Origin of the sequence: Adlercreutzia sp. ZJ176 (genome assembly GCF_011038975.1) — a bacterium.
Taxonomy (GTDB): Bacteria; Actinomycetota; Coriobacteriia; order Coriobacteriales; family Eggerthellaceae; genus CAAEEV01.
The window spans coordinates 1-21,133 of record NZ_JAAKEC010000017.1; the positions used below are offsets into that span (position 1 = coordinate 1).

Annotated in this window: 15 protein-coding genes; 5 read left to right on the top strand and 10 right to left on the bottom strand. The window is 67.9% G+C overall.

The genetic code is table 11. The annotated features are described in order from the left end of the window. From ricT to G7Y50_RS09535, 4 genes are all read right to left on the bottom strand, one after another. Positions 1 to 1,544: regulatory iron-sulfur-containing complex subunit RicT (gene ricT / locus G7Y50_RS09520; RefSeq protein WP_165057040.1), on the bottom strand; the 1,544-nt coding region annotated here is incomplete at its 3' end. Then, complete coding sequence (locus G7Y50_RS09525) at positions 1,522 to 2,679, bottom strand: ATP-binding protein (protein ID WP_165054645.1); 1,158 nt, start codon at positions 2,677 to 2,679, stop codon at positions 1,522 to 1,524. The genes G7Y50_RS09525 and ricT, both read right to left, overlap by 23 nt. After that, on the bottom strand, positions 2,672 to 3,508 hold the full coding sequence (gene tmk, locus G7Y50_RS09530; protein WP_165054650.1) for a dTMP kinase: 837 nt from the start codon (positions 3,506 to 3,508) through the stop codon (positions 2,672 to 2,674). The genes G7Y50_RS09525 and tmk overlap by 8 nt, the downstream gene beginning before the upstream one ends. A gap of 19 nt (positions 3,509 to 3,527) precedes the next feature. Continuing rightward, positions 3,528 to 4,703 carry an NADP-dependent malic enzyme gene (locus G7Y50_RS09535; RefSeq protein ID WP_165054653.1) on the bottom strand — a complete coding sequence of 392 codons (1,176 nt, stop codon included), beginning with the start codon at positions 4,701 to 4,703 and terminating at the stop codon, positions 3,528 to 3,530. 174 nt (positions 4,704 to 4,877) lie between these two features. On the opposite strand from G7Y50_RS09535, the gene G7Y50_RS09540 reads away from it, so the two are divergent. Continuing rightward, the gene (locus G7Y50_RS09540) at positions 4,878 to 5,843 is read left to right on the top strand and encodes a fumarate hydratase (RefSeq protein WP_241156495.1); all 966 of its coding nucleotides are present in this window, start codon (positions 4,878 to 4,880) and stop codon (positions 5,841 to 5,843) included. Beyond that, entirely contained in the window at positions 5,840 to 6,391 is a 552-nt protein-coding gene (locus G7Y50_RS09545) for a FumA C-terminus/TtdB family hydratase beta subunit (RefSeq protein WP_165054657.1), read from the top strand. The genes G7Y50_RS09540 and G7Y50_RS09545 overlap by 4 nt, the downstream gene beginning before the upstream one ends. A 181-nt stretch (positions 6,392 to 6,572) precedes the next feature. Here the strand turns inward: G7Y50_RS09545 and G7Y50_RS09550 are convergent, their stop codons facing one another. The 5 genes from G7Y50_RS09550 to G7Y50_RS09575 form a co-directional block, all read right to left on the bottom strand. Further along, positions 6,573 to 7,877 carry an ATP-binding protein gene (locus G7Y50_RS09550; protein WP_165054661.1) on the bottom strand — a complete coding sequence of 435 codons (1,305 nt, stop codon included), beginning with the start codon at positions 7,875 to 7,877 and terminating at the stop codon, positions 6,573 to 6,575. Between the two features lie 382 nt (positions 7,878 to 8,259). After that, positions 8,260 to 10,776, bottom strand: coding sequence for a DNA topoisomerase I (locus G7Y50_RS09555; RefSeq protein ID WP_165054665.1), 2,517 nt, complete (start codon positions 10,774 to 10,776; stop codon positions 8,260 to 8,262). Positions 10,777 to 10,987: 211 nt separating this feature from the next. Next, positions 10,988 to 12,283: a DUF1385 domain-containing protein gene (locus G7Y50_RS09560; RefSeq protein WP_165054669.1), complete on the bottom strand. Its 1,296-nt coding sequence runs from the start codon at positions 12,281 to 12,283 to the stop codon at positions 10,988 to 10,990. A 1-nt stretch (position 12,284) separates the two neighbouring features. Next, the gene (thyX, locus tag G7Y50_RS09565) at positions 12,285 to 12,965 is read right to left on the bottom strand and encodes an FAD-dependent thymidylate synthase (RefSeq protein ID WP_165054673.1); all 681 of its coding nucleotides are present in this window, start codon (positions 12,963 to 12,965) and stop codon (positions 12,285 to 12,287) included. Positions 12,966 to 13,289: 324 nt separating this feature from the next. Beyond that, on the bottom strand, positions 13,290 to 14,534 hold the full coding sequence (locus tag G7Y50_RS09575; RefSeq protein WP_165054676.1) for a lipopolysaccharide biosynthesis protein: 1,245 nt from the start codon (positions 14,532 to 14,534) through the stop codon (positions 13,290 to 13,292). A 164-nt stretch (positions 14,535 to 14,698) separates the two neighbouring features. Here G7Y50_RS09575 and G7Y50_RS09580 point away from each other — a divergent pair, with 164 nt between their 5' ends. Next, positions 14,699 to 15,619, top strand: coding sequence for a phosphorylcholine transferase LicD (locus tag G7Y50_RS09580; protein ID WP_165054679.1), 921 nt, complete (start codon positions 14,699 to 14,701; stop codon positions 15,617 to 15,619). Positions 15,620 to 15,843: 224 nt separating this feature from the next. On the opposite strand, the gene G7Y50_RS09585 is transcribed toward G7Y50_RS09580, so the two are convergent. Then, entirely contained in the window at positions 15,844 to 17,904 is a 2,061-nt protein-coding gene (locus tag G7Y50_RS09585; protein ID WP_370458022.1) for a DUF6541 family protein, read from the bottom strand. 237 nt (positions 17,905 to 18,141) lie between these two features. Between G7Y50_RS09585 and G7Y50_RS09590 the strand changes: the two genes are divergently transcribed. Together G7Y50_RS09590 and G7Y50_RS09595 are read left to right on the top strand one after the other, a co-directional pair. Continuing rightward, positions 18,142 to 19,923 (top strand): phosphotransferase, encoded by a 1,782-nt coding sequence (locus tag G7Y50_RS09590; RefSeq protein ID WP_165054685.1) that lies wholly within the window; start codon positions 18,142 to 18,144, stop codon positions 19,921 to 19,923. 99 nt (positions 19,924 to 20,022) lie between these two features. Next, the gene (locus tag G7Y50_RS09595) at positions 20,023 to 21,132 is read left to right on the top strand and encodes a hypothetical protein (RefSeq protein ID WP_165054688.1); all 1,110 of its coding nucleotides are present in this window, start codon (positions 20,023 to 20,025) and stop codon (positions 21,130 to 21,132) included. The last annotated feature ends 1 nt before the right edge of the window (position 21,133 follow it).

Below are 21,133 nucleotides of genomic sequence, written 5' to 3' on the forward strand. Positions count from 1 at the left end.
GGGCGCGGGCGCGAGCCGGTCGCGCGGGCGCGGCCCTCGGGCTTGCGCCCGTCGCGGCCCTCGCCTGCGCGCGCCCCGCTGCGGGACGCCTTCGCGTCGCGCGAGGTCTGCTGCTTGCGCTCGCCGCCCCGCTGCGCGCCTCCCTGCTGCGCGCCGCGCGCCTGCTCGGCGTCAGCGCCGTGCGAGCGGTTGCGGCTGCGGCGCGGCTTGCGCTCCTGGCCTGCGGCGTCGGCGGGCGCGTGGTCCCGGCGGCCCGCAGGGCGCTCAGTGCGGCCGGAGCGTTCGGAGCGCTCCCCGCGCTCGGTGCGTTCGGAGCGTTCGGGGCGTTCGTCGCGCTCGACCTTGACGGTCTGCGCGCCCTCCCCCGCCGCGATCTTGGTGGAGCGGCGGCGACGCGGCTTGCGCGTCTCGTCAGCCGCCGAGGCCGACCCGCCGTGCGCGGCAGCACCGCCGCGGCCCCGCGAGCCGCCGCGGCTCCGCGACTTCGCCGATGAGCCCGAGGCTCCCTTGCCGCCCTCGGAGCGCTTCGCCGATGAGCCCGAGGCTCCCTTGCCGCCCTCGGAGCGCTTCGCCTTGCCGCCCGGCGTGCGGCGCACCGAGCCGACCTCGGCCAGCTTGTCGGAGCCGGTGAACTGCGAGGTGAGGAACGTCACCGGGTCGGAGGCGTAGCCCGCCGACGCGTCGGCGGTGGCGGCGTCCCACGCGTCGTCGCCCACGACGCTCGGGCGCGCACCCTCCTCGGGCTCGTCGAAGTCGGCAAGCGGCACCTTCACGGGCTTCTCGCCCTCCACCTTCAGCGACACCACCTCGCGCGGCACGTCGAGCTCGACCACCTTGGCCGGCCCCACGGGCGTCTGCACGGTGGCGTTGGCCTTCGGCGCGCGCGACTTGAAGTCCTTGTAGGCGTCGTACTCGTAGCGCAAACAGCACATGAGGCGCCCGCACAGACCCGAGATCTTCTGCGGGTTCAGCGAGAGGTCCTGCTCCTTGGCCATGCGGATGGACACCGGGTTGAACTCGCCGCCCATGCGCTTGCAGCACAGCTCCTGCCCGCAGTGGCCCAAGCCTCCCACGATGCGCGCCTCGTCACGCACGCCGATCTGGCGCATGTCGATGCGCACGTGGAAGTGCGCGGCCAGCTTGCGCACCAGGTCGCGGAAGTCGATGCGGTCCTCGGCCTCGAAGTAGAAGACAGCCTTGTCGCCGTCGAGCAGGAACTCCACCGACACCGGGTGCATCTCGGCGTTCGCCTCCGCCACCATGCGCTTGAACACGGGCAGCGCCTCGCGGCCCCGCCTCTCCATCTCGCGCGACCGCTCGACGTCCTCGTCGGTGGCGAGGCGCAGCACGCGGCGCAGCGGGGTCTTGAGCGCCTTCACCTCGGCGTGCGGCACTTCGATCACGTCGCTGGCCGCCCTGCCGAACTCGGTGCCGCGCGCGGTGTCGACCACCACGGGCGCGCCCTTGGGCACGTCGAGCTCGCCGGGGTCGAACCACAGCGTGCGGGGATTGTAGGCAAGATTAATCGGTGCGACCCGAACCATGCAGAACCTCTCTCACTTCGAACAGCAACGCGTCGATGCACGTCTCTGGGGATACATTATAGGCAAGCGCCTGCTCGGCCACGCGCACGCGAGCCAGCGCGCGCGACGCGCGGGCCACGTCAGAGGTGCGCGCGGCGGCCTCGATGCTCTCGCGCGCGTCGACGTTGATCACCAGCTCGGGCGTACCCGCGCACGTGGCGCACACGTCGCGCAGCCACGAGCCGATGATCGCGGTGGTCTGGCGCAGGTACTCGCTCGTCTTCGCCGTGATCTGGCGCTTGTTGCGCGCCTCGATCTGGCGGATGGCTGACTTCGCGAGAAAGTCGGCGTTCTCGGCCAGCTCGGCCTCCTGCGCGGCGCGCACCTCGTCGAGCGGCGCCTTCGACTTCTCCACGAGCGTGCGCGCGTACCCGATGACGTCCCAGTCGTCGGCGTGCGCGAGCGACGCCATGACCGCGAGCACCTCGCCGCGGAAGGCCAGCCGCTCGTTTCCCGGCGCGCGCAGAAACTCGATGGCGCGCGTGATGGAGCCGCCGCACGCCTCCACGGCCATGCGCGCCTGCGCGGCGGGCGCGCCGGTGTTCTGGCTCACGATGCCCGCCGCCTCGGTGGCCGGGATGTGCCGGAAGGGCACCACCTGGCAGCGCGAGAGGATGGTGGGCAGCACGCTCTCGCGCGTGCGGCCGAGCAGGATGAGCACCACGTCGGCCGGAGGCTCCTCGAGGGTCTTCAGGAACGCGTTGGCCGCGCTCGTGCCGAGCAGGTCGACGCGATCGAGGATGTAGACCTTCTTCTGCGCCTGGATGGGCGCGAGCGCCGTGTCGGCCACGATCTCGCGGATCTGCTCGACGAGGTAGCCCGACGCGCCCGCCGGCGCGAAGAAGCGCACGTCAGGGTGCTTCTGGCGCTTGATGCGCGCGCAGGCGTCGCACGCGCCGCACATGCCGCCGCGCGGGCCGCGCGGGCCCTTCGGGCACAGGAGCGCCTGGGCGAGGGCGTAGGCGGCCGCCGTCTTGTTCGAGCCCGCCGGGCCCGTGAAGAGGTACGCGTGCGTCACGCGCTCGGACTTCACGCTCGTGCGCAGAAAGTCGCGCACCTTCGGCTGGCCGAGTATGTTCTCGAACGCGTCAGCCACGGGCGCGCTCCTGGGACGGCCGGGAGGCTTGGGGCTGCTGGGGTGCCCGAGACGTCGCGCCCGCCCGGGGGACTTGGGGCGCCTGGGACGGCCGAGGCGTCGAGCCCGAGGCGCGCCCGCCGGGGGCGTCGAGCACGGCGAAGTACTCCTCATCGCAGACGCGCGCGTCCCCCATCCAAGGGAACAGGTCGCTCAGCACGTGGAAGATCATCGCCGCCGTGACCGAGCGCGGGCCGTCCGAGCGGATGACCCTCACGCGCGCGGGGTCCTCCTGCGCGATGGCCGCGAAGCCCGCCGCCACGCGCTCGTGGAACGCCGCGCCCGCCTGCTCGAGCCGGTCGGCGCCGGCGCGCCTCCCGCTCACGCGGACGAGCCCCTCCTCGGGGCCGCCGCACGTCATGAGCAGCGTGCGGTCGGGCACGAGCCCGCGCGTGGAGAAGCGGTTGGCCGCATCCACGAACGCGCGGTCGATCCCGCGGCCGAACGCCTGGTAGGCCACCGTGGAGTCAAAGAAGCGGTCGCACAGGACCACCGCGCCGCGCTCGAGCGCCGGCTCGATCACCTCGGCGACGACCTGGGCGCGCGCGGCCTCGTAGATGAGCAGCTCCGCCTCGTCCGCCAGGCCCTCGTGCGCCGGGTCGAGCACCACCGCGCGCAGCGCCTCGCCCACCGGCGTGCCGCCTGGCTCGCGCAGGCGCACCACCTCCGCGCCCCGGGCCTCCAGGGCGTCGGCCAGAAACCCGATGTGGGTCGTCTTGCCCGCGCCGTCTCCCCCCTCGAAGGTGATGAAGACGCCGCGGCTGCTCGGCGCGGATGCGATCATGCCCATGCGCTTCCCGTGCCCGCGCCTAGGCGCCACTCGCAGCGCGAGCCTCGAGCGCGCAGGTGCGCACAGCCGCGGCCACGCACGCGGCCACGCGCGGGTCGAACGGATCGGGCATGATGAAGTCCTCGCAGAGCTCCTCGTCGGACACGAGCGAAGCGAGTGCCTCGGCTGCCGCGAGCTTCATGGGCTCGGTGATGCGCTCGGCGCGCGCCTCGAGCGCGCCCTTGAAGATGCCGGGGAACGCGATCACGTTGTTCACCTGGTTCGGGAAGTCCGAGCGCCCCGTGCCCACCACGCGCGCGCCGGCGGCCTTCGCCTCGTCGGGGAAGATCTCGGGCGTGGGGTTGGCCATGGCGAACACGATGGCGTCCGACGCCATGGAGGCCACCATATCCTGGCTGATGACGCCAGGCGCCGACACGCCGATCACTATGTCGGCCCCGCGCATGGCGTCGGCGAGCGTGCCGCTTCCGTCCTCGAGGTTCGTCCACTCGAGCATGGCGCGCTGGGCGTCGTTGATCCCCTCGTAGCCCGACCACAAGATGCCCGCGCGGTCGCACATGGTGAGCGTGGTGAAGCCGTAGGACAGCAGCAGCTTCGCGATGGCGATGCCCGCAGAGCCCGCGCCGTTCACCACCACACGCGCATCCTCCTTGCGCTTGCCCACCAGGCGCAGCGCGTTGATGATGCCCGAGAGCACCACGATGGCGGTGCCGTGCTGGTCGTCGTGGAACACCGGGATGTCGAGCGCGTCGTTCAGGCGCGCCTCGATCTCGAAGCAGCGCGGCGCCGAGATGTCCTCCAGGTTGATGCCGCCGAACGCCGGCGCGATCTGGATGCACGCCTTGATGATCTCCTCGGTGTCCTGCGTGTCAAGGCAGATGGGAAACGCGTCCACGCCGCCGAACGTCTTGAACAGCGCCGCCTTGCCCTCCATGACCGGCATGGCGGCCAAAGGCCCGATGTTACCCAAGCCCAGAACCGCGCTGCCGTCGGAGACCACGGCCACGGTGTTCGACTTGATGGTGTAGTCGTAGGCGGCGTCGGGATTGTCGGCGATCACCTTGCAGGGCTCGGCCACGCCGGGCGTGTAGGCGCAGGCCAGGTCATGGCGCGTGGCGATGTCCATCTTCGGCGTAGTGGCGATCTTGCCGCGCCACTGCTCGTGCAGCTCAAGCGACTCTTCTGCGATGTCCATGGGTATTTCCTCGCTATCATGAAACGGCGGCACCTGGGCGCCGTCGCGTTTGCTTCGTTTTCCTACCTTAACCTCGATATTGTATACCTTATGCCTTTGCGCGCCGCCGAGGTCGCGCATGGATTACACTATTCACAGAGGACAGCCTGCCCACGCAGGCAAAAGCACGCGACCATGAGGGAGAGACCTATGCCGCAAGGCAGCCAAACCGCGCTCGCGCTTTCGCCCGAGCGCGTGGCGTCGGCGACCTACGACGCCATCCGCGAATGCGCCACCACGCTGCGCCCCGACTACAGATGCGCCGCCCGATCAGCGCTCGACCGCCTGCGAGCCGACGGCTCGGGCAAGGGCGCCAGCGTCCTTGGGCAGATCCTGGAGAACGCGGCCATCGGCGAGGCTGACGCCGTGCCCATCTGCCAGGACACGGGCACGGTGTGGGTGTGCCTGGAGGTCGGAAGCGAGCTCATGATCCCTGGCAACGTGTTCTCGCAGGTAGACGACACGGTGGCGCGCGCTTACGCCGACGGGAGGCTGCGCATGAGCGTGCTGGCCGACGCGCTGTTCGACCGCACGAACACGCGCGACAACACGCCCGCGTTCTGCGAGGTCAAGCTGGTGAGCGGCGCGGGCGCCACGCTGCACGTGCTGCTCAAGGGCGGCGGCTCGGACAACGCGAGCCGCGTGGTCATGCTGCCGCCGGGTGCCGGCGCGCGCGGCGTGCGCAAGGTGGTGCTCGACTGCGTGCGCGAGAAGGCCGCGAACGCCTGCCCGCCGCTCGTGATCGGCTTGGGTGTAGGCGCCACGTTCGACAAGGTGGCAGGCCTCGCAAAGCACGCGCTTCTGCGTGCGGTGGGATCCCCCGCGCAGAGCGAGGAGGCGGCGGCGTTCGAGCGCGAGCTGCTCGACGAGGTGAACGCGCTCGGCATCGGGCCGGCGGCGCTCGGCGGCTCCCCCACCGCGCTCGCCGTGCACCTCGAGACGGCGCCCTGCCACATCGCAGCCCTGCCGGTGGCAGTGAACATGGGCTGCTGCGCCATGCGCTCGAAGTCGGTTGAGCTCGTACCGTGGGACGTTCGCGCCGCAGACGCCGCGGACGGCGAAGGCGGCGAAGGCCCTCTGGCGAAAGGAGGCGCACGATGAGCAACCCGGTCAAGCTGACGCTGCCGCTTGCGCGCGAGGACGTGGCAGGTCTGCGCATCGGCGACGAGGTGCTCCTCTCCGGCCCCGTGTACACCATGCGCGACGCAGGGCACGAGCGCGCACTCGAGGCCCTGCGCGCCGACGGGACGCTGCCCTTCGACCTTGAGGGCGCCACGCTCTTCTACGCCGGGCCCACCCCGCCGGCCGCCGGCCGTCCCCTGGGATCGGTCGGACCCACCACCGCGAGCCGCATGGACTTCGCCACGCCGACGCTCATGGAGGCCGGCATCGTGGCGTGCATCGGCAAGGGAAAGCGCTCGCCGGAGGTGGTGGAGGCGTGTCGCACGACGGGCAGCGTGTACTTCGCGTGCGTAGGCGGCATCGCGGCGCTCCTGGCCACGCACGTGGCGGAAAGCGAGCTCGTGGCCTGGGAGGACCTGGGCACCGAAGCGCTGCGTCGCCTGCAACTCGAGGACTTCCCCGCCTTCGTCGCCGTCGACACCCGCGGCGACGACCTCTACCGCGCCATCGAGCAAGCCGCGCAGTAAAGGCGAAGACGTCGAGCGCGGACAGGCGGCAGGGGGCGCCGCGCGCGGTTCCGCAGCGCAGCGAGCCGAAATGAACGGACATGATGCATTTGCGCCCGCAGTCGAAAGGGAAGCACGAGACTATTCAACCTATTCGAAGAAAAGGCAGAACCTCAGCTCGTTCAGCCTAAACTAAACGAATTCAGAGGCACATTGCCATGTAGACGGGCAGATAGAGAGTCTTTCCCGCCGGCGAGACATTGCTCTCGCAGAGCACCACGGCTCGCTCGATTCGGTAGTTCGGAGAGGAAAGCACCTTGGTTAAGGCACTATGTCGCTTGTAGCTCTTCCCGCTCTTTACCTCAATAGGAAGCACCTGCCCGCTGCCCGTCTCGATTACGAAATCGAGCTCGCCTATGCCCTTGCTGCGGAAGAACCGCAGTTTATGCCCATGGCATTTCAGCTCTTGGGCAATGACGTTCTCGTATATGGAGCCGTAGTTCACCCCCAACTCGTCGCTGAGGATACTCTTCGCCACATCGACCTCGCTCATTGCGCACAGCAACCCCACGTCGTTGGCAAACAACTTGAAGAAGCTCCTCTGCTCGGACATCTTGAGCGGGTGCCTCGGCTCGGTAACATTGACAACCGGCAGCGCCACGCCTGCATCCGACAGCCAGATGAATTCCTCGCTGTAGCGCCCATACGTCCCTTTAGGCGCCAAACTCGCGAAGTTGAAGCGCTTCGATTGCGAGTCGAGCTGGGCGGGTAGCTGGTCGTAGACGTCTTTGATGACAAGCTTGCTGGTTTCGGCGTATTTGGAGATATCTGCCCGATAGAGGGTAACAATGTCGCTTTGAATGCGTTTGACTTCAGCCACGTTGTTGGTTCGCGCAAACTCATTGACCGCTGCGGGCATGCCGCCCACCAGCAGATATTGGTGGAAAAGCGAGAGCAGGCGTTCGTGGATGGGTCCAATGACCGGAGTCAGCAAGTCGAAGCAGTCCTTCACATGGGAAAGAGCCGCATCGCCTACGTCCATCGCCCAGCAAAACTCTTCGAAGTCCAGCGGGAACATCTCGATCGTTCGCAGATAGCCGACGGGTTGGGATCTCACATCCTGCAACTCGATACCAAGAAGAGAGCCCGACAGAATGAAGTCATAGCCCTCCCGTTGGACGAGGTATTTTATGTACGTAACCGACTCTTTGCACTCCTGTACCTCATCTATGAACACGCACGTGTCACCTGAGACAAATCGAGAGCCGCCGAACGCAGACAACACCATGAACAACTCGTCAGCGTTGTGACACCCCTCCATGGCGGCAAGAAGATCTGGCTGTTCGATGAGATCGAAGCGCACGTAGTTCTCGTAACTGCGGGAAGCGAACTCGTTGACAGCGTAGGACTTCCCCACCTGCCTTGCGCCCGTCACCAGCAGCGCACGGCTCGCTTGCGAGCGCTTCCACTCTTCCAGTTGTCGCGTGATCTTTCTCCTGAGGGACATCGGCTTTCCTTTGAGAGATTTTTCCAGCCTGAAAACCTATGAAAACAGAGATCTTTCCAACCAGTGTATCGGCTGTTTGGATTTTTACAACCTGTTTAGAGGTGAAAAAAGCGACTTTTCAACCAGTACAATGCAAGACGAACAATCAAAACAGACCATGCGACAAGTCACAAAGCAGAGGGCGCAGCGGGCGTCCCGCACCTCCGCACGCGAAGAAGCTGCACGACCCGCCGCAGCGCGGGCAGGCGGCAGGGGGTGCCGCGCGCAGTTCCGCAGCGCAACGAGGACTGTTTGAGCGCGGCACCCCCTGCCGCCTGCCCGCGCGTCCCGCGAACGCCAAGAACGAAGAAGCGCCCCCTCGGCGGGGGCGCTTCTCGCCGTGCTACTTCTTCTTGCGCGCGGGAGCCTTCTTCTTCGCGGCGGGCTTCTTCGCCGCCTTCTTCTTCTCCTCCTCGGCCTTGCCGGGGCAGTCGAAGTTCGGGCAGAGCTTCCACGGGCCGCGCGCGGTGGTCACGATCACCATCGGCGCGCCGCAGTGCTCGCACGCCTCGTCGGTGGCGGTGAGCTTGCCGTACTGGGGCAGCGGGTAGCGCGTCTGGCACGCCTCGAAGTTCTCGCAGGTGATCGAGCGCTTGAGCGTGCGCGGGTTGCGTCGCGCGATGAGCTTGGCGTCGATGCCCCGATCGCCGCAGTTCGGGCACAGGCCCACCATCACCTCGGGCTCCTGGTTGGTGGGGCAGGCGGGGTCGATGCACGCCGTGCGCGGCTTCGTGCGGAAGGCCGTCACCTTCACCTGCGGCATGCCGCAGGTGGGGCACGCCTCGGGCACGGACTCCACCTTGCCCTTCGGCAGCGGGTAGGTCACGTCGCAGTCGGGCCAGCCGGCGCAGCCGATGAACATGGACTTCGTCTTCTGGCTCGCGCGCAGCTGCAGGTCGCGCCCGCACTTGGGGCACGGCCCCACGTAGGCGTCGGCCGCCACGGCGTCGGCGAGCGCGTCCTTGACCTCCTCGGAGTGTGGCATGAGGTCGGCCAGCTGCTGGGCCAGAAGGTCGCGCGAGGTGCTCACCACGGCCTCGCGCGTGGTCTTGCCCTCGGCGATGTTGTCCATCTCCTCCTCGAGCTCGGCCGTCATGTCGGGGTGCGTGATGTGCGGCGCGAACTTGTCGAGCGCGTCGATCACCGCGATGCCGAGCTGCGAGGGCTCGATGGGGTCGTTCTGCACGTACTTCACCGTGTAGAGGCGCTCGATGATCGAGTGGCGCGTCGACTTGGTGCCGAGCCCCAGCTTCTCCATCTCCTGGATGAGCTTGCCCTGGCTGTAGCGCGCCGGCGGCTCGGTCTGCTTCTTCGTGCAGGTGGCGCCGTTGAAGGCAACCTGCGCGCCCTGCTCGAGGGAGGGCAGCTGCTCGTCCTTCTTCAGCCCGTAGGGGTAGATGCTGCGGAATCCCGCCTGCACGAGCACGTCGCCCTTGGCCACGAAGGGCTCGCCGGCCACGTCGAGCGTGACCTTGGTGCCCTCCACCACGGCCGCATCCGACAGCGTGGCCAGAAAGCGGCGCGCCACCAGGTTGTAGAGCTTGTACTCGGCGGCGGGCAGGTCGTCCGGCGTGGCCTTCGCCGTGGGGTAGATGGGCGGGTGGTCGGTGGTCTCCTTCTTGCCGCGCGTGGCGGTGAGCTTGCCCTTCGCGAGCAGCGCCTTGCACGTGGGGGCGTACGCCGGGTTGCCCGCGATGGTGCGCACCACCTCGGCGAGGTCGAGCGACGCGGGGTACACCGTGTTGTCGACGCGGGGGTAGGAGATGTAGCCGTCCATGTAGAGGCTCTCGGCGATGCGCATGGTGCGCGCGGGCGCGAGGCCCTCGGCCGAGGCCGCGGCCATGAGCGCGGTGGTGTTGAACGGCACGGGCGGCGGCACGCGGCGCTTCTTCTTCTCCACGGAGGCCACGCGCGCGCTCGCGGCGCCCGCCACGTGCTCCATGGCCGCGGTTGCCTCAGCCTCGGACTTGAAGCGCGCCGTGGCATGCCCCGCCTCGAAGGCGCCCTCCCCCGCCCCGTCAGTGGGGCCGGCCTGCGCGGCGGCGTCGAAGGCGCCCTTGATCACCCAGTAGTCCTGCGGAACGAACGCCATGCGCTCGCGCTCGCGCGCCACGATGAGCGCGAGCGTGGGGGTCTGCACGCGCCCCGACGAGCGCACGTTGCCGTAGCCTGCGAACTTCACGAGCGTGAGGTAGCGCGTGAGCGCCGCGCCCCAGATCAGGTCGATGTCCTGGCGCGAGGCGCCGGCGGCGGCCAGGTTGTCGTCCATCTCCACCAGGTTCGAGAACGCGCCTTGGATCTCGGGCTTCGTGAACGCCGAGTAGCGCGCGCGGCTCACGGGGGCGGTCTTGTTCACCTCGCGGCAGCACGCAAGCGCGTCCGAGCCGATGAGTTCGCCCTCGCGGTCGAAGTCGGTGGCGATGACGATGGAGTCGGCCTTCTTCGCGAGGTTCTTCAGGCTGCGGATGATGTCCTTTTCCTTGGGCAGCTTCTCGATGGGCGCGTACGCCAGATACGGCAGCGCCTCCATCTTCCAGCCCTTGAGGTCGACGCCGTCCTCGGTGAAGGGCTTCTTCTTCTTGAAGGGAGGGCGCGCGAGCGTGGCGGGGATGCTGGCGGGAACGACCTCGCCGTCAGCGGTGACGCCCTGCCAGCCGCCGCGCTTCTTGTACACGAGCTGCGGCGCGAAGTCAGGCTCGAGGATGTGGCCGCGCAGGCCGATGGTCACCCACTCCTCGCCGTCGAGCTCGAACCGGTAGACCGGCGTGTTGAACACCTTGTCGGACTTGGGCTTCGTCGCGCCGAGCAAGTCGGCGATCTTCTGGGCCGCGTCGTTCTTCTCGGTTACCACCAGCTTCACGCGGTTCCTCCTTCTCATCTGCCGCTCTCAGCCTGCACGCGAGGGCGGGCCGCGGCGCTCAATCACACGATGACCCCACTTGTTTATTAACGTGTGCGGGGATGGCTCGCCTTCGGCGAGGCCGTCAGCGAGGCTGCGCGCAGTCGGCGCAGCATGCGATAGCATACACGATTTAGCCGCGCGGCTGGGGAAATCCCGCAAATGCCAACTTTCAGGAGGCGGCCTGAGCGCCCGCGACCTCCGAGGAAGGCGCAGCTGCGGCCTCCGAGGGAGCTACGGCCTGCGCTTCCGCAGCCTCCTCGCGGGCGAGGACGCGCTGCATGGCGGCTATGGCGCACTCGAGCTGCTCGTCGTCGGGCTCGTTGGTGGTGAGGTACTGCATCTGCATGCCCGGCCACAGGATCACCTTCACGAGCGGGTTGTCGGGATGGCTCCCCGCCCACTTCACCGTGATCTCGTAGCTGATGCCCGCGATGACCGGCATGAGCACGATGCGCGACGCGATGACGAGCGCAAGCTTCGGCGCGCCGTCGGGCACCCCGAGCACCGCGATGAGCGCGTTCAGGGGAACGACGGTGTACACCAGGATGGCGATGATCATGACCATGATGAGGAACGCCGTGCCGCAGCGCACGTGCAGGCGCGGGAACTGCCGCGCGTTCTCGGGCGTGAGCGGCAGGCCGTGCTCGTAGCAGTGGATGGTCTTGTGCTCGGCGCCGTGGTACATGAACATGCGGCGGATGTCCTGCATGCGCCCGATGAGCCAGATGTAGAACACGAACACCGCCACGCGCAGCAGGCCGTCCACGACGTTCCATGCAAGCGTGCGCTGGTCGTACTCGCCCACGATGAGGTTGGTGAGGAAGGCCGGCGCCACGATGAAGAGAACCACGCCGAGCACGAGCCCGAGCACGAGCGAGATGGTCATCTCAGCCCCGCTCAGCCCTCCGCCGGAGGGCTCCTTGGCGGCAGGCGCATCCGCGGCCGCGGCAGCGCGCTTGGCGGCGGGCGCGTCCTGCGCGCCTGCGTCCTCGTCCACCACCTCGAGCGTGCGCTGGGCCCCGAGCGCGTCGATCATGGTGTCGGGGCGCCCGAAGTCGTCCTTCCAGGAAAACGCCTTGTCGTTGGCGGCGGGCGCGCCATCAGTCGCGGCAGCGCGCTTGGCGGCGGGCGCGTCCTGCGCGCCTGCATCCTCGTCCTCGTCGGCGAACGCGTGCTGCGCGGCGATCTCGAGCGCCTTGTAGCCGAGCAGGAGCGACTCCACGAGCGCCGTGCACCCGCGCACGAGCGGCACGTGCAGCCAGCGGTTCTTCGCGCGCCCCGACGCAAGGTCGTGCTCCTCCACGTAGATGCCGCCGTCCGGCTCGCGCACGGCGACCGCCCAGTTGAGCTTGCCGCGCATCATGATGCCCTCGAGGAGCGCCTGCCCGCCGACGTGCGTCTTGCGCGCGCCGTCCTCGGAAAACGCGCGCGACAGGTCGCTTCCCCTTCCCTCAGCGCCGCCCACGTTAGTCCCTCTGGGCGCTCGGGTACGGGTTGCCGCAGGTCATCTTGCCTTCCGGGCACGCGCCGCGCACGCAGGGCGCGCCTGCGGCGGCGAACACGTACGGGGCGGTGGGACGCGCGAGCTCGAGCATGCGATGCGCCATCTCGCGGATCTCCCACTGGGCGCGGTTGCAGCAGCGCAGGTCGAAGAAGTGCAGCAGCTCACGCACGTTCATGGTGACGACGATCTTCGTCTCGGCGGCGTTCGGGAGGAGGTAGCGCGCGTCCTCCGCGGGGATCCCCAACTCGACGAGCTTCGCGTACGCGTCCTTCGCCGCCTCGACGGCCTCGTCGAACACCCGGCTCGCCTCGGCGCTCTGCGCGACCGTGCCGGGCTTGATCGTCTCAAGGCCGCTCGTGAACTTCACGTAGCGCTGCGACTGCTGGTTGAAGCTGGCCAGGCGGTGGCGCACGAGTTGATGCGTGAGCGCGCGCGACACCCCGTCGATGGCGAAGGTGTAGCTCGCGTGCTCGAGCGTGGAGAAGTGGCCGCTCTCCATGATGGTGGAGAGCACCGAGCGCACGCGCTCGGCGGGCATGGTCTCCATGAGCTCGGAAGCGCCGACGGGCGCGTAGCACAGGCGCGCGGCCGTGGCGATGGCCCGCTCGGGATCGGGGGTATGGTAGAGCAGCTCAACCTGCATGAAGGTCCTCCTGGGTGTCAGCCGAGCAGGCGCTCGGGTCAAACGACGGCGCGCCCACGGCGCGGCGCGCGTCTTGCTTCCTGACAGTATAGCGGTGCGCGCGGGTGCGTCCGGCCCTCCTCGGACAAAACGCAAACCCTCGGCGGTGAGCAGACGCACAGGTGATGACGCCTGTCGGGGGGCGGGGGCGGGGGCGGTGCTCACCAAGCGAGTTCCGCACGAGCCGGAAGCGCCTGCGGCGCTTTCGAGCGAGCAGGACTGTTCGAGCGACTGAGCTCTGCCCCAGCCCCAGCCTCCGCCGGGCCGGACGCGCTTTCTCACCTGCTAGCGGGTGGCAGCGCTTCCTTGGACAGGTCCCTCCTTGAGCCTTCGCGCCAGAAACGCCAGCATGATCGCGGAGGCCACGGCGTAGGCGGCGGAGACGGCGAAGCTCACGCCGTTCCCGCCGAACGCCTGCACGAGCACCACCGAGCACGGCAGCGACACCAGAAAGCCCGCGCCGTTGCCCACGAGGTTGCCGCGCATGTCGCGCACGGAGATGAGCAGGTCGCTCAGAAACGACACGTACGCCGTGAGCACCACGCACACGAGCGCCGGGTACAGCAGGTACACGTGCGCGGCGATGCTCGGGCCGAACACGAGCACGAGCAGAGGCTCGCCCGCGAACGCGAACAGCACGAAGCAGGCCGCGAACAGCGCCGCGATGCCCGCCGTCACCTTCCCCAGAAGGCCCCAGAAGCCGCGCCGGTCGCCGTCGGCGAACCGCTGCGCGAACACGCCGAGCAGTGGGTCATAGAGGTAGCTCGCGCCCGCCTGCACCGCCACCGCCGGCGTGCACACCGACGCGTACACGCCGAGCGCCGCGTCGCCCGCCCACGCGCCCAGGTACTGGCGCGGCACCGTGGCCACGCAGATGTAAAACACCGCGCCGAGAACCGCCGGCAGGCACGTCCGCGCCAGCTGCCAGGCACGCGCCGGGGTGATGGAGGGGCGCAACGTGTCGAGTGCGCCCGCGCAACGTACGTCGTAGACGATTACCGGGTAGGTCACGGCAATCATGGCGAGAATGGCCAGCGTGAGGTCGCCCGTGGCGCCGAAGACGCCCGCGAATGCCGCCAGGAACAAAACGCCGCGCATCATGAGCGACTTGCCGCAGAAGTCCATGCGGAAGTTCTGCTGGTCGACGCCGTGCAGCACGTCGATGAACACCTCGCCCGCGCGAAACGCCAAGTAGAGAAACACCGGGACATAGGTCGTCGTCGCGCAGGTGACGAGCGTGTACGCCCCCACCACCACGAAGGCCGCGCCGATGGTGATCAGGCGGAACGCCACGTACTCGCGCGCGGACACCGCGCGGTTGACGTCCGAGACCTGGTACGCGCGGATCTTGTAAAGCGAAATGTGCGCGAAGATGTTCGACACCGCCATGGCCAGCGCCAGCACGCCGGCGGCGTCGTAGGTGGGCGACAGCCGCGCCACCAGCACCGTCACCACCCACTGGGACATCAGGTAGACAAGCGAACCTGCCGAGTTCCACAGCATGTTCCTCTTTATCGAAAGCTCCTGCATTGCCTTTGTTCCTTATAGCCAACTCATATCTTTTCCATTTTCCCAGAAAACCTTGGTACAATAGGGGACGCGGTCAGACTGCACGGAAAACTGACGGCACCATGCCCAGCCTCGCCCAGCCTCACCCGCTTGAACTGCAGATTTACCAACCGGGAAGGCGAATCTTGAGAGCGACCATCGACGAGGTCTACGACCCGCAAACGCTGCGCCGCCTGCAGCTTGTCGAGCTCGACATCTTGAAGCGGTTCGACGCCATGTGCGCCAAGCACAACCTCGAGTACTTCGCCGTGTACGGCACCGTGCTCGGCGCCATCCGCCACGGCGGCATCATCCCCTGGGACGACGACATCGACATCGCCATGCCGCGCCGCGACTACGAGCGCCTCGCCGAGCTGGTGCCGCTCGAGTTCGGCGACGGGTTCTCACTCCTCAACGGCCAGATCGACCCGCGCTACCCCTTCTGCACGAGCCGCATCATGAAGAAGGGCACCGAGTTCCGCATGCTCTCCATGAAGGACTGCCCCTTCGAGCTGGGAATATTCCTCGACATCTTCTGCTTCGACAACCTGCCCGACGACGAGCGCGCGCGCCGCCGCCTCGTGCGGAAGTGCTGGGTGCTCGAGAAGATGTGCATCCTGCGCAATACTCCCTTCCCCAACCTGCCGTACCGCGGGCTCAAGCGCGCAGTGACGTACGCCCTGTGCGCCGCAGGGTCGGCGTGCATGAAGGTGTTCCCGCGCGCCAAGCTGCACGAGTGGATGCAGGGTGCCGCGCGCGCCTACGAGCACGAGGAGACCGGCTACATCGGATGGCCGTTCGGACTCGACCCCTCGCAGAGCATCTACCCCAAGAGCATGGTGTACCCGCTCACGCGCGCGCCGTTCGAGGACATGCAGGTGGTCATGCCGAGCGACCCGCACGGGCAGATGCGCCTGTGCTACGGGGAGACGTACCTGACGCCGCCGCCTGACGGGCAGAAGTCCTACATCGTGCCCTACCGCCTGAGCTTCGGCGACGAGGGGGATCCGGTGAACGAAAAGAGCATGCCTTCACCTGATCTCGACCTTGAGGCCGCGCGCGCTTAGTCCTGCTTGATGCGCCCGGCGGAGCCGGGGCAGAGCTCAGTCGCTCGCTCGAACAACCCCTCTCACCGCGTCCGGCGGCGCTGGGGCAGAGCTCAGTCGCTCGGGCAGTCCTGCTCGCACGAAAGCGCCGCTGGCGCTTTCGGCTCGTGCGGAACTCGCTTGGTGAGCACCGCCCCGGCTCCGCTGGGCGCTTCCGCTACTTCAGCACCTGAAAAAGAATCGGCCTAATCCCGCTTGATGCGGTACAGGCGCATGTCGCCTTCTGCCAGCACCGGCTCGAACCCGGCCGTGTCGTCGCTGATGGAGCTCACGCCCTGCCACTGCTCCCAGTTGAACGTGAACAGGTGCCTGCTCCTCTCGAGCTTGGGGTCGCCCTGGTCAAGCAGCAGCAGGTAGGTCGCATCTACCGCGTCCACGGCATCCCGCGCCTCAGGCTCCGCCGCAACGTCGCGCAGCCGCTCGCGGATGATGCGGCTCTCGGGCGTCTCGTCGTCCTCGCCGTAGGGGCCGCTGTAACGGTAGTACGTGTTCATGCCGCAGAGGGCGTAGACGTATTCCGAGCCGTCATCGGGCATGTTGAGCACGAGGTCGTCCCGGGTGATCGCCGCCGCCTCCTGCGCGAACGCGCGCTCCTCGGGGCTGAGGATGTTATCGACCGTCGGGTCGTAGGCGCCGCGCGCCGAGTGCGCGAGATCGCCGAACGCCGTGCGGACAGGCCCTTCGCCGAGCGGGCAGAAGCTCACGACAGCAAACGCCAGCACGCACGCGCAAGCCGCAGCCGCCGAGGAGCGGCCGCCTGCCGCGCCCACGGCCCGAGAACTCGCCACAGCATGCGCCGCCCGCGCCAGCCCGAGGCTCGCGAGCGGAACGGCGTAGAACGCGAGCGACGACCCGAGGCGCGCCGCGTCGGTGTACCAGAAGCCCGCGAGCAGCTGCTTCGCGAGTCCGTCGGTGGCAAGCGTGACCACGTAAATGCCGCCCATGAGCACGTACGCGCACAGGATCCAGGTGTAGCGCCGGTCGCGCCACGCTTGCGCCGCGCCTACCAGCACGAGCACGCCGAGCAGCACCTGGGGCAGCGTCTCGCGGTAGCTGAGCAGCAGCAGGTTGCCCAAGGCGGTCTGCGGGCTCGCGTAGGCGGGCCACACGTGCCAGACCACCTCGTGTAGAAACGGCAGGTTGAACAGCACGCACCAGATGACGCCGATGCACGCCACCGCCGCAAGCGACGCCAGGTTCCTGTTTCGAGGCGCGTCTGCGCCTTCGCCCAGAAGGCGCGGCACGCGGCGGGCGAGCTGCACGCAGTACGGGATGAGGAACACCGCAGCCGTGAACGCGGCGTTCGGCTGCGCGAGCGCGAGCGCCATGACGCCCACGGCGAACAGGCATGCCGCCACCACGCGCTCGCCCCGCGCGGCCCCCTCGGCGAAGATCGCCATGAAGAAGCAGATCGCTGACGGCATGAGCGCGAACGCGGCGAGGTTGGGGTACAGCGGCCCCCAGTTCACCATCTGCCAGGGAAACGCCGCGAACGCAAGCGACGCCACCGCGCCGCACAGAAGCGCGCGCGGGTTGTCGCGAAACACGCAGCGCAGAAGGGCGAAGGCGCCCGCAGGGTACACCAGCCCCGCGAACAGGAAGTTCGTCGCGTTCGCCGCCACCGTGACCGGCGCGCCGAGCGCCGAGGCCGAAAGCGCCGCCGTAACGTGCCAGGCCGCGGGGTAGAAGCTCCACCCCGCGATGGGCATGATCGTCGCGCGCGCCTCAGGCGCGTACGTCGCCACGTCGAGCGACGACCAGCAGCCCGTGTCCGCGAACGTGCGAATCATGCCCAGATGGTGCATGCTGTCGAACGACTGCGCGAAACCCTCGGGGCTGCCCAGCGAAAGCGCGGTGAACCACGTGATCACAGCAAGGCCTGTGCCCAGGTAGAGCGCGAAGCACTTCGCGTCGAAGCGCGCGCGCAAGCAGCGCGGCGCGCCAGCAGCATCAACCACGAAGGCGAGGCGCGCCGGCGCACGCCACGGGCGCGACAGCGCGAACACAAGCGCGCAGGCCGCCGTCGCCGGCACGCCCATGCTCGCCCAGCTCGCGAACACGCCGAGCTGGGCGTAGACGATGCCGAGGGCGCCGAAGATCGCCACCGAGAAGGCAGGTGCGCAGGCAAGCGCCGTCAGTCGTCCCACCCGCACGCTCCTGACCAGGAGGTATCCCGGAACCCACAGAAAGGCCGCCTCCAGTAGGACGCACCCGGCGAAAAGCCCCCAAGACCCCAAGCCGCTCAACGCCTCCTCTCGCCAACATGATCGGCCGCTAACATCGTCACCTGCGCCTCGAGCCCATCACCGGACCAAAAGGCGAATGAGCAGATGAACATGCGATTTGTCATTATCCGCCAAGCGGCGCCCCGTGGCAACGAATCTCTTTTCCATTCGCCTTCTTGTGCAATATGTTCCAAGTTAGTACAATAAGTCAATGTTTTGAACACCCCTTGCATCCGGGAAGGCAAGGACATCACGAATATGAGCATCACCGAGAACGAGTTCAAGGTGCTCGCGGCCTTGAACGGCGGCAACGTCGCCTCGCAGCGCGACCTCGCGGCAGCAGCCGGCGTGTCGCTGGGAACGGCAAACCGCTCCCACCGCGCGCTCGCGGAGGCGAGCCTCGTGGCGGGCTTCGAGCTGACAGAAGCTGGTCGTGCGACGCTTGAGCCCTACAAAGTCGAAAACGCGATCATCATGGCGGCAGGCCTCTCGTCCCGCTTCGCCCCCATCTCCTACGAGAAGCCGAAGGGCCTGCTCAAGGTGCGCGGCGAGGTGCTCGTCGAGCGCCAGATCAAACAGCTGCAAGAGGCCGGCATCACCGACATCACCGTCGTCGTCGGCTACAAGAAGGAGTACTTCTTCTACTTGGAGGACGCCTTCGGCGTGTCGATCGTCGTGAACCCCGAGTACGCGTCGCGCAACAACAACTCGACGCTCAAGGTGGTCGAGCACCGCCTCGGCAACACCTACGTCTGCTCGTCAGACGACTACTTCACCCGAAACCCCTTCGAACCCTACGTCTGGAAGGCCTACTATGCCGCCGCGTACGCCGAGGGACCGACGCGGGAGTGGTGCATCAAGACGAGCACCCGCGCCCGCGACCGCATTGCCGGCGTGACCGTCGGCGGCGCGGACGCCTGGTACATGATCGGGCACGTCTACTTCGACCGCACGTTCTCACGGCGCTTCGCCGAGATCCTCGACGACGAGTACGACCTGCCCCAGACTGCCGACAAGCTGTGGGAGGAGATCTACCTCGACCACGCCAGGGAGCTCGACATGCGCATGCGCCGCTACGAGCCGGGCGTGATCTTCGAGTTCGACTCGCTCGACGAGGTGCGCGCGTTCGACCCGCACTTCCTCGAGAACCTCGACTCCGAGGTGTTCGATAACATCACGCGCACGCTCGGCTGCGCGAAATCCGAGATCCACGACGTGTACCCCCTGAAGCAGGGCCTCACCAACCTGTCGTGCCACTTCCGCACGTCAGACGGCGAATACGTCTACCGTCATCCCGGCATCGGCACCGAGAACCTCGTCGACCGCGCCGCTGAGGTCAAGGCGCAGGAAGCCGCACGCGAGCTGGGGCTTGACAGCACGTTCATCTTCGAGGACCCCACACGCGGCTGGAAGGTCTCGCGCTTCATCCCCCGCTGCCGCCACCTCGACCCGCACGACGACGCGCAGCTCGCGCGCGCCATGCGCACCGCCGCCCGCCTGCACGCCGCCGACGTGAGCGTCGAGCGCGCCTTCGACTTCTACGCCGAGGGCAAGCGCTACGAGTCCCTCCTCCTCCTCGCACGCGGAAGCATCGACGTGCCCGGCTACCATGAGATGGCCGCCGACGCGCAGCGCGTGAAGGAGCTCGCCGACGCCGACGGCGCGCCCGCATGCCTCACCCACAACGACTTCTTCCACCTGAACTTCCTCATCGACGGGGATGACGGCTTGAGCCTCATCGACTGGGAGTACGCCGGCATGGCCGACTACGCCAGCGACTTCGGCACGTTCACCGTGTGCTGCGAGCTCACCGACGAGGAGGCGCATCGCGCGCTCGCCCACTACTTCGGACGTACGCCCACGCCCGCCGAGGTGCGCCACAACTTCGCCTACGTGGCGCTCGCGGGATGGTGCTGGTACGTGTGGGCGCTCGTGAAGGAAGCCGAGGGCGACTTCGTAGGCGAGTGGCTCTACATCTACTACAACTACGCCAAACGCTACCTCGGCGAGGTTCTGCGCCTCTACGAAGAGGCCGCTTAGCAAGCCAAGGTGCGGGCGCCGCCGCCTTGGCCGAACAACCAGGCCGAGCGCGCCCCGCAAGCACCTAACGGACAAGCCATCGAGAGAATCGAGCACAGCATGGAACAGCGCGTCAAGAAGCTTCGCGAGGAGCGCAGAAGGCGGTACTTTGTCCGCGGCGTCGCCTTCGCGGTGGCCTCGGGCATCTGCTACGGGCTCTACACCGGGTTCCTCACCCTGGCGGAGACGCAGGGCGTGTGGGGCGAGTGGTTCGCCGGCGGCCCGTGGGGCGACGGGCGCCCGGCGCTTGCCGCGTTCACCGTCACGTTCGCGCTCGCCGCGCTTGCCGCCGGCATCAACGACCTCTTCAGCGGTATATGGTCGCTCGCCGTCTGCGCGAAGAACCGCCAGCTCGGCGACCTGGCCAAGACCGTGAGGACGAAGCCCGGGCTCGTCATGGTGCTCTGCGCAGCGATCGGCGGGCCCTTCGCCACCATCGCCTACATCGTCGGCCTCAACGCGGCCACCGCGGCGGGCAACCCCGGCGTCATCGTGCCCATCGCGGCTTTGAACTGCGCCATCGGCGCCGTCCTGGGGCGCGTCCTGTTCAGGCAGGACCTGAGCGCCCACAAGGTCGCGGGCATCCTCGTCTGCCTGGTCGCCGCCGCGCTGATCGGCGGCACGAGTTTCGCGTCGATGGGCCCCGAGGCGCTCACGGGCTGCCTGTTCGCGTTCCTCGCGGCCTTCGGGTGGGGCTTCGAGGGCTGCGTCGCCGGCTTCGGCACCGCGCTCATCGACTACCGCATCGGGATAGCCATCCGCCAAACCTCTGCAGGCATCCTCGAGCTTCTTATCATGTTTCCCCTGCTCACAGCCATAGGCGGCGAAGCGGGAAGCATACTCGACCTGGCAGGAGCCGCCTTCACGAGCCCGGCCGTCCTGGTCTTTCTGATGTCTGGCTTCTTCGCCATGCCTGCGTTCTCGTTCTGGTACAAGGGCAACTCCATGTGCGGCACCGCGCTCGGCATGGCATGCAACGGCATGTACGCATTCTGGGGGCCGTTCTTCATCTGGGTCATCATGGGCGTGCTCGGCATCGGCGGGATGTCTGAGAGCTACCCGCCCCTCACGCCGGCGCAGTGGGCAGGGGCCCTCGTCATGGTTGCGGGCATCTTCTGCATCGCCGTCAACCCCGCGAAGCTGCTTCGCGCTAACAAGGAGGAGGAGTAGC

What these genes read in the sequence shown, in the direction of transcription:
- G7Y50_RS09590 (WP_165054685.1), top strand. Translation starts at nt 18,142, where the DNA reads ATGAGCATCACCGAGAACGAGTTCAAGGTGCTCGCGGCCTTGAACGGC.
- G7Y50_RS09595 (WP_165054688.1), top strand. Translation starts at nt 20,023, where the DNA reads ATGGAACAGCGCGTCAAGAAGCTTCGCGAGGAGCGCAGAAGGCGGTAC.
- G7Y50_RS09550 (WP_165054661.1), bottom strand. Translation starts at nt 7,877, where the DNA reads ATGTCCCTCAGGAGAAAGATCACGCGACAACTGGAAGAGTGGAAGCGC.
- G7Y50_RS09575 (WP_165054676.1), bottom strand. Translation starts at nt 14,534, where the DNA reads ATGCAGGAGCTTTCGATAAAGAGGAACATGCTGTGGAACTCGGCAGGT.
- G7Y50_RS09540 (WP_241156495.1), top strand. Translation starts at nt 4,878, where the DNA reads ATGAGGGAGAGACCTATGCCGCAAGGCAGCCAAACCGCGCTCGCGCTT.
- tmk (WP_165054650.1), bottom strand. Translation starts at nt 3,508, where the DNA reads ATGGGCATGATCGCATCCGCGCCGAGCAGCCGCGGCGTCTTCATCACC.
- G7Y50_RS09535 (WP_165054653.1), bottom strand. Translation starts at nt 4,703, where the DNA reads ATGGACATCGCAGAAGAGTCGCTTGAGCTGCACGAGCAGTGGCGCGGC.
- thyX (WP_165054673.1), bottom strand. Translation starts at nt 12,965, where the DNA reads ATGCAGGTTGAGCTGCTCTACCATACCCCCGATCCCGAGCGGGCCATC.
- G7Y50_RS09545 (WP_165054657.1), top strand. Translation starts at nt 5,840, where the DNA reads ATGAGCAACCCGGTCAAGCTGACGCTGCCGCTTGCGCGCGAGGACGTG.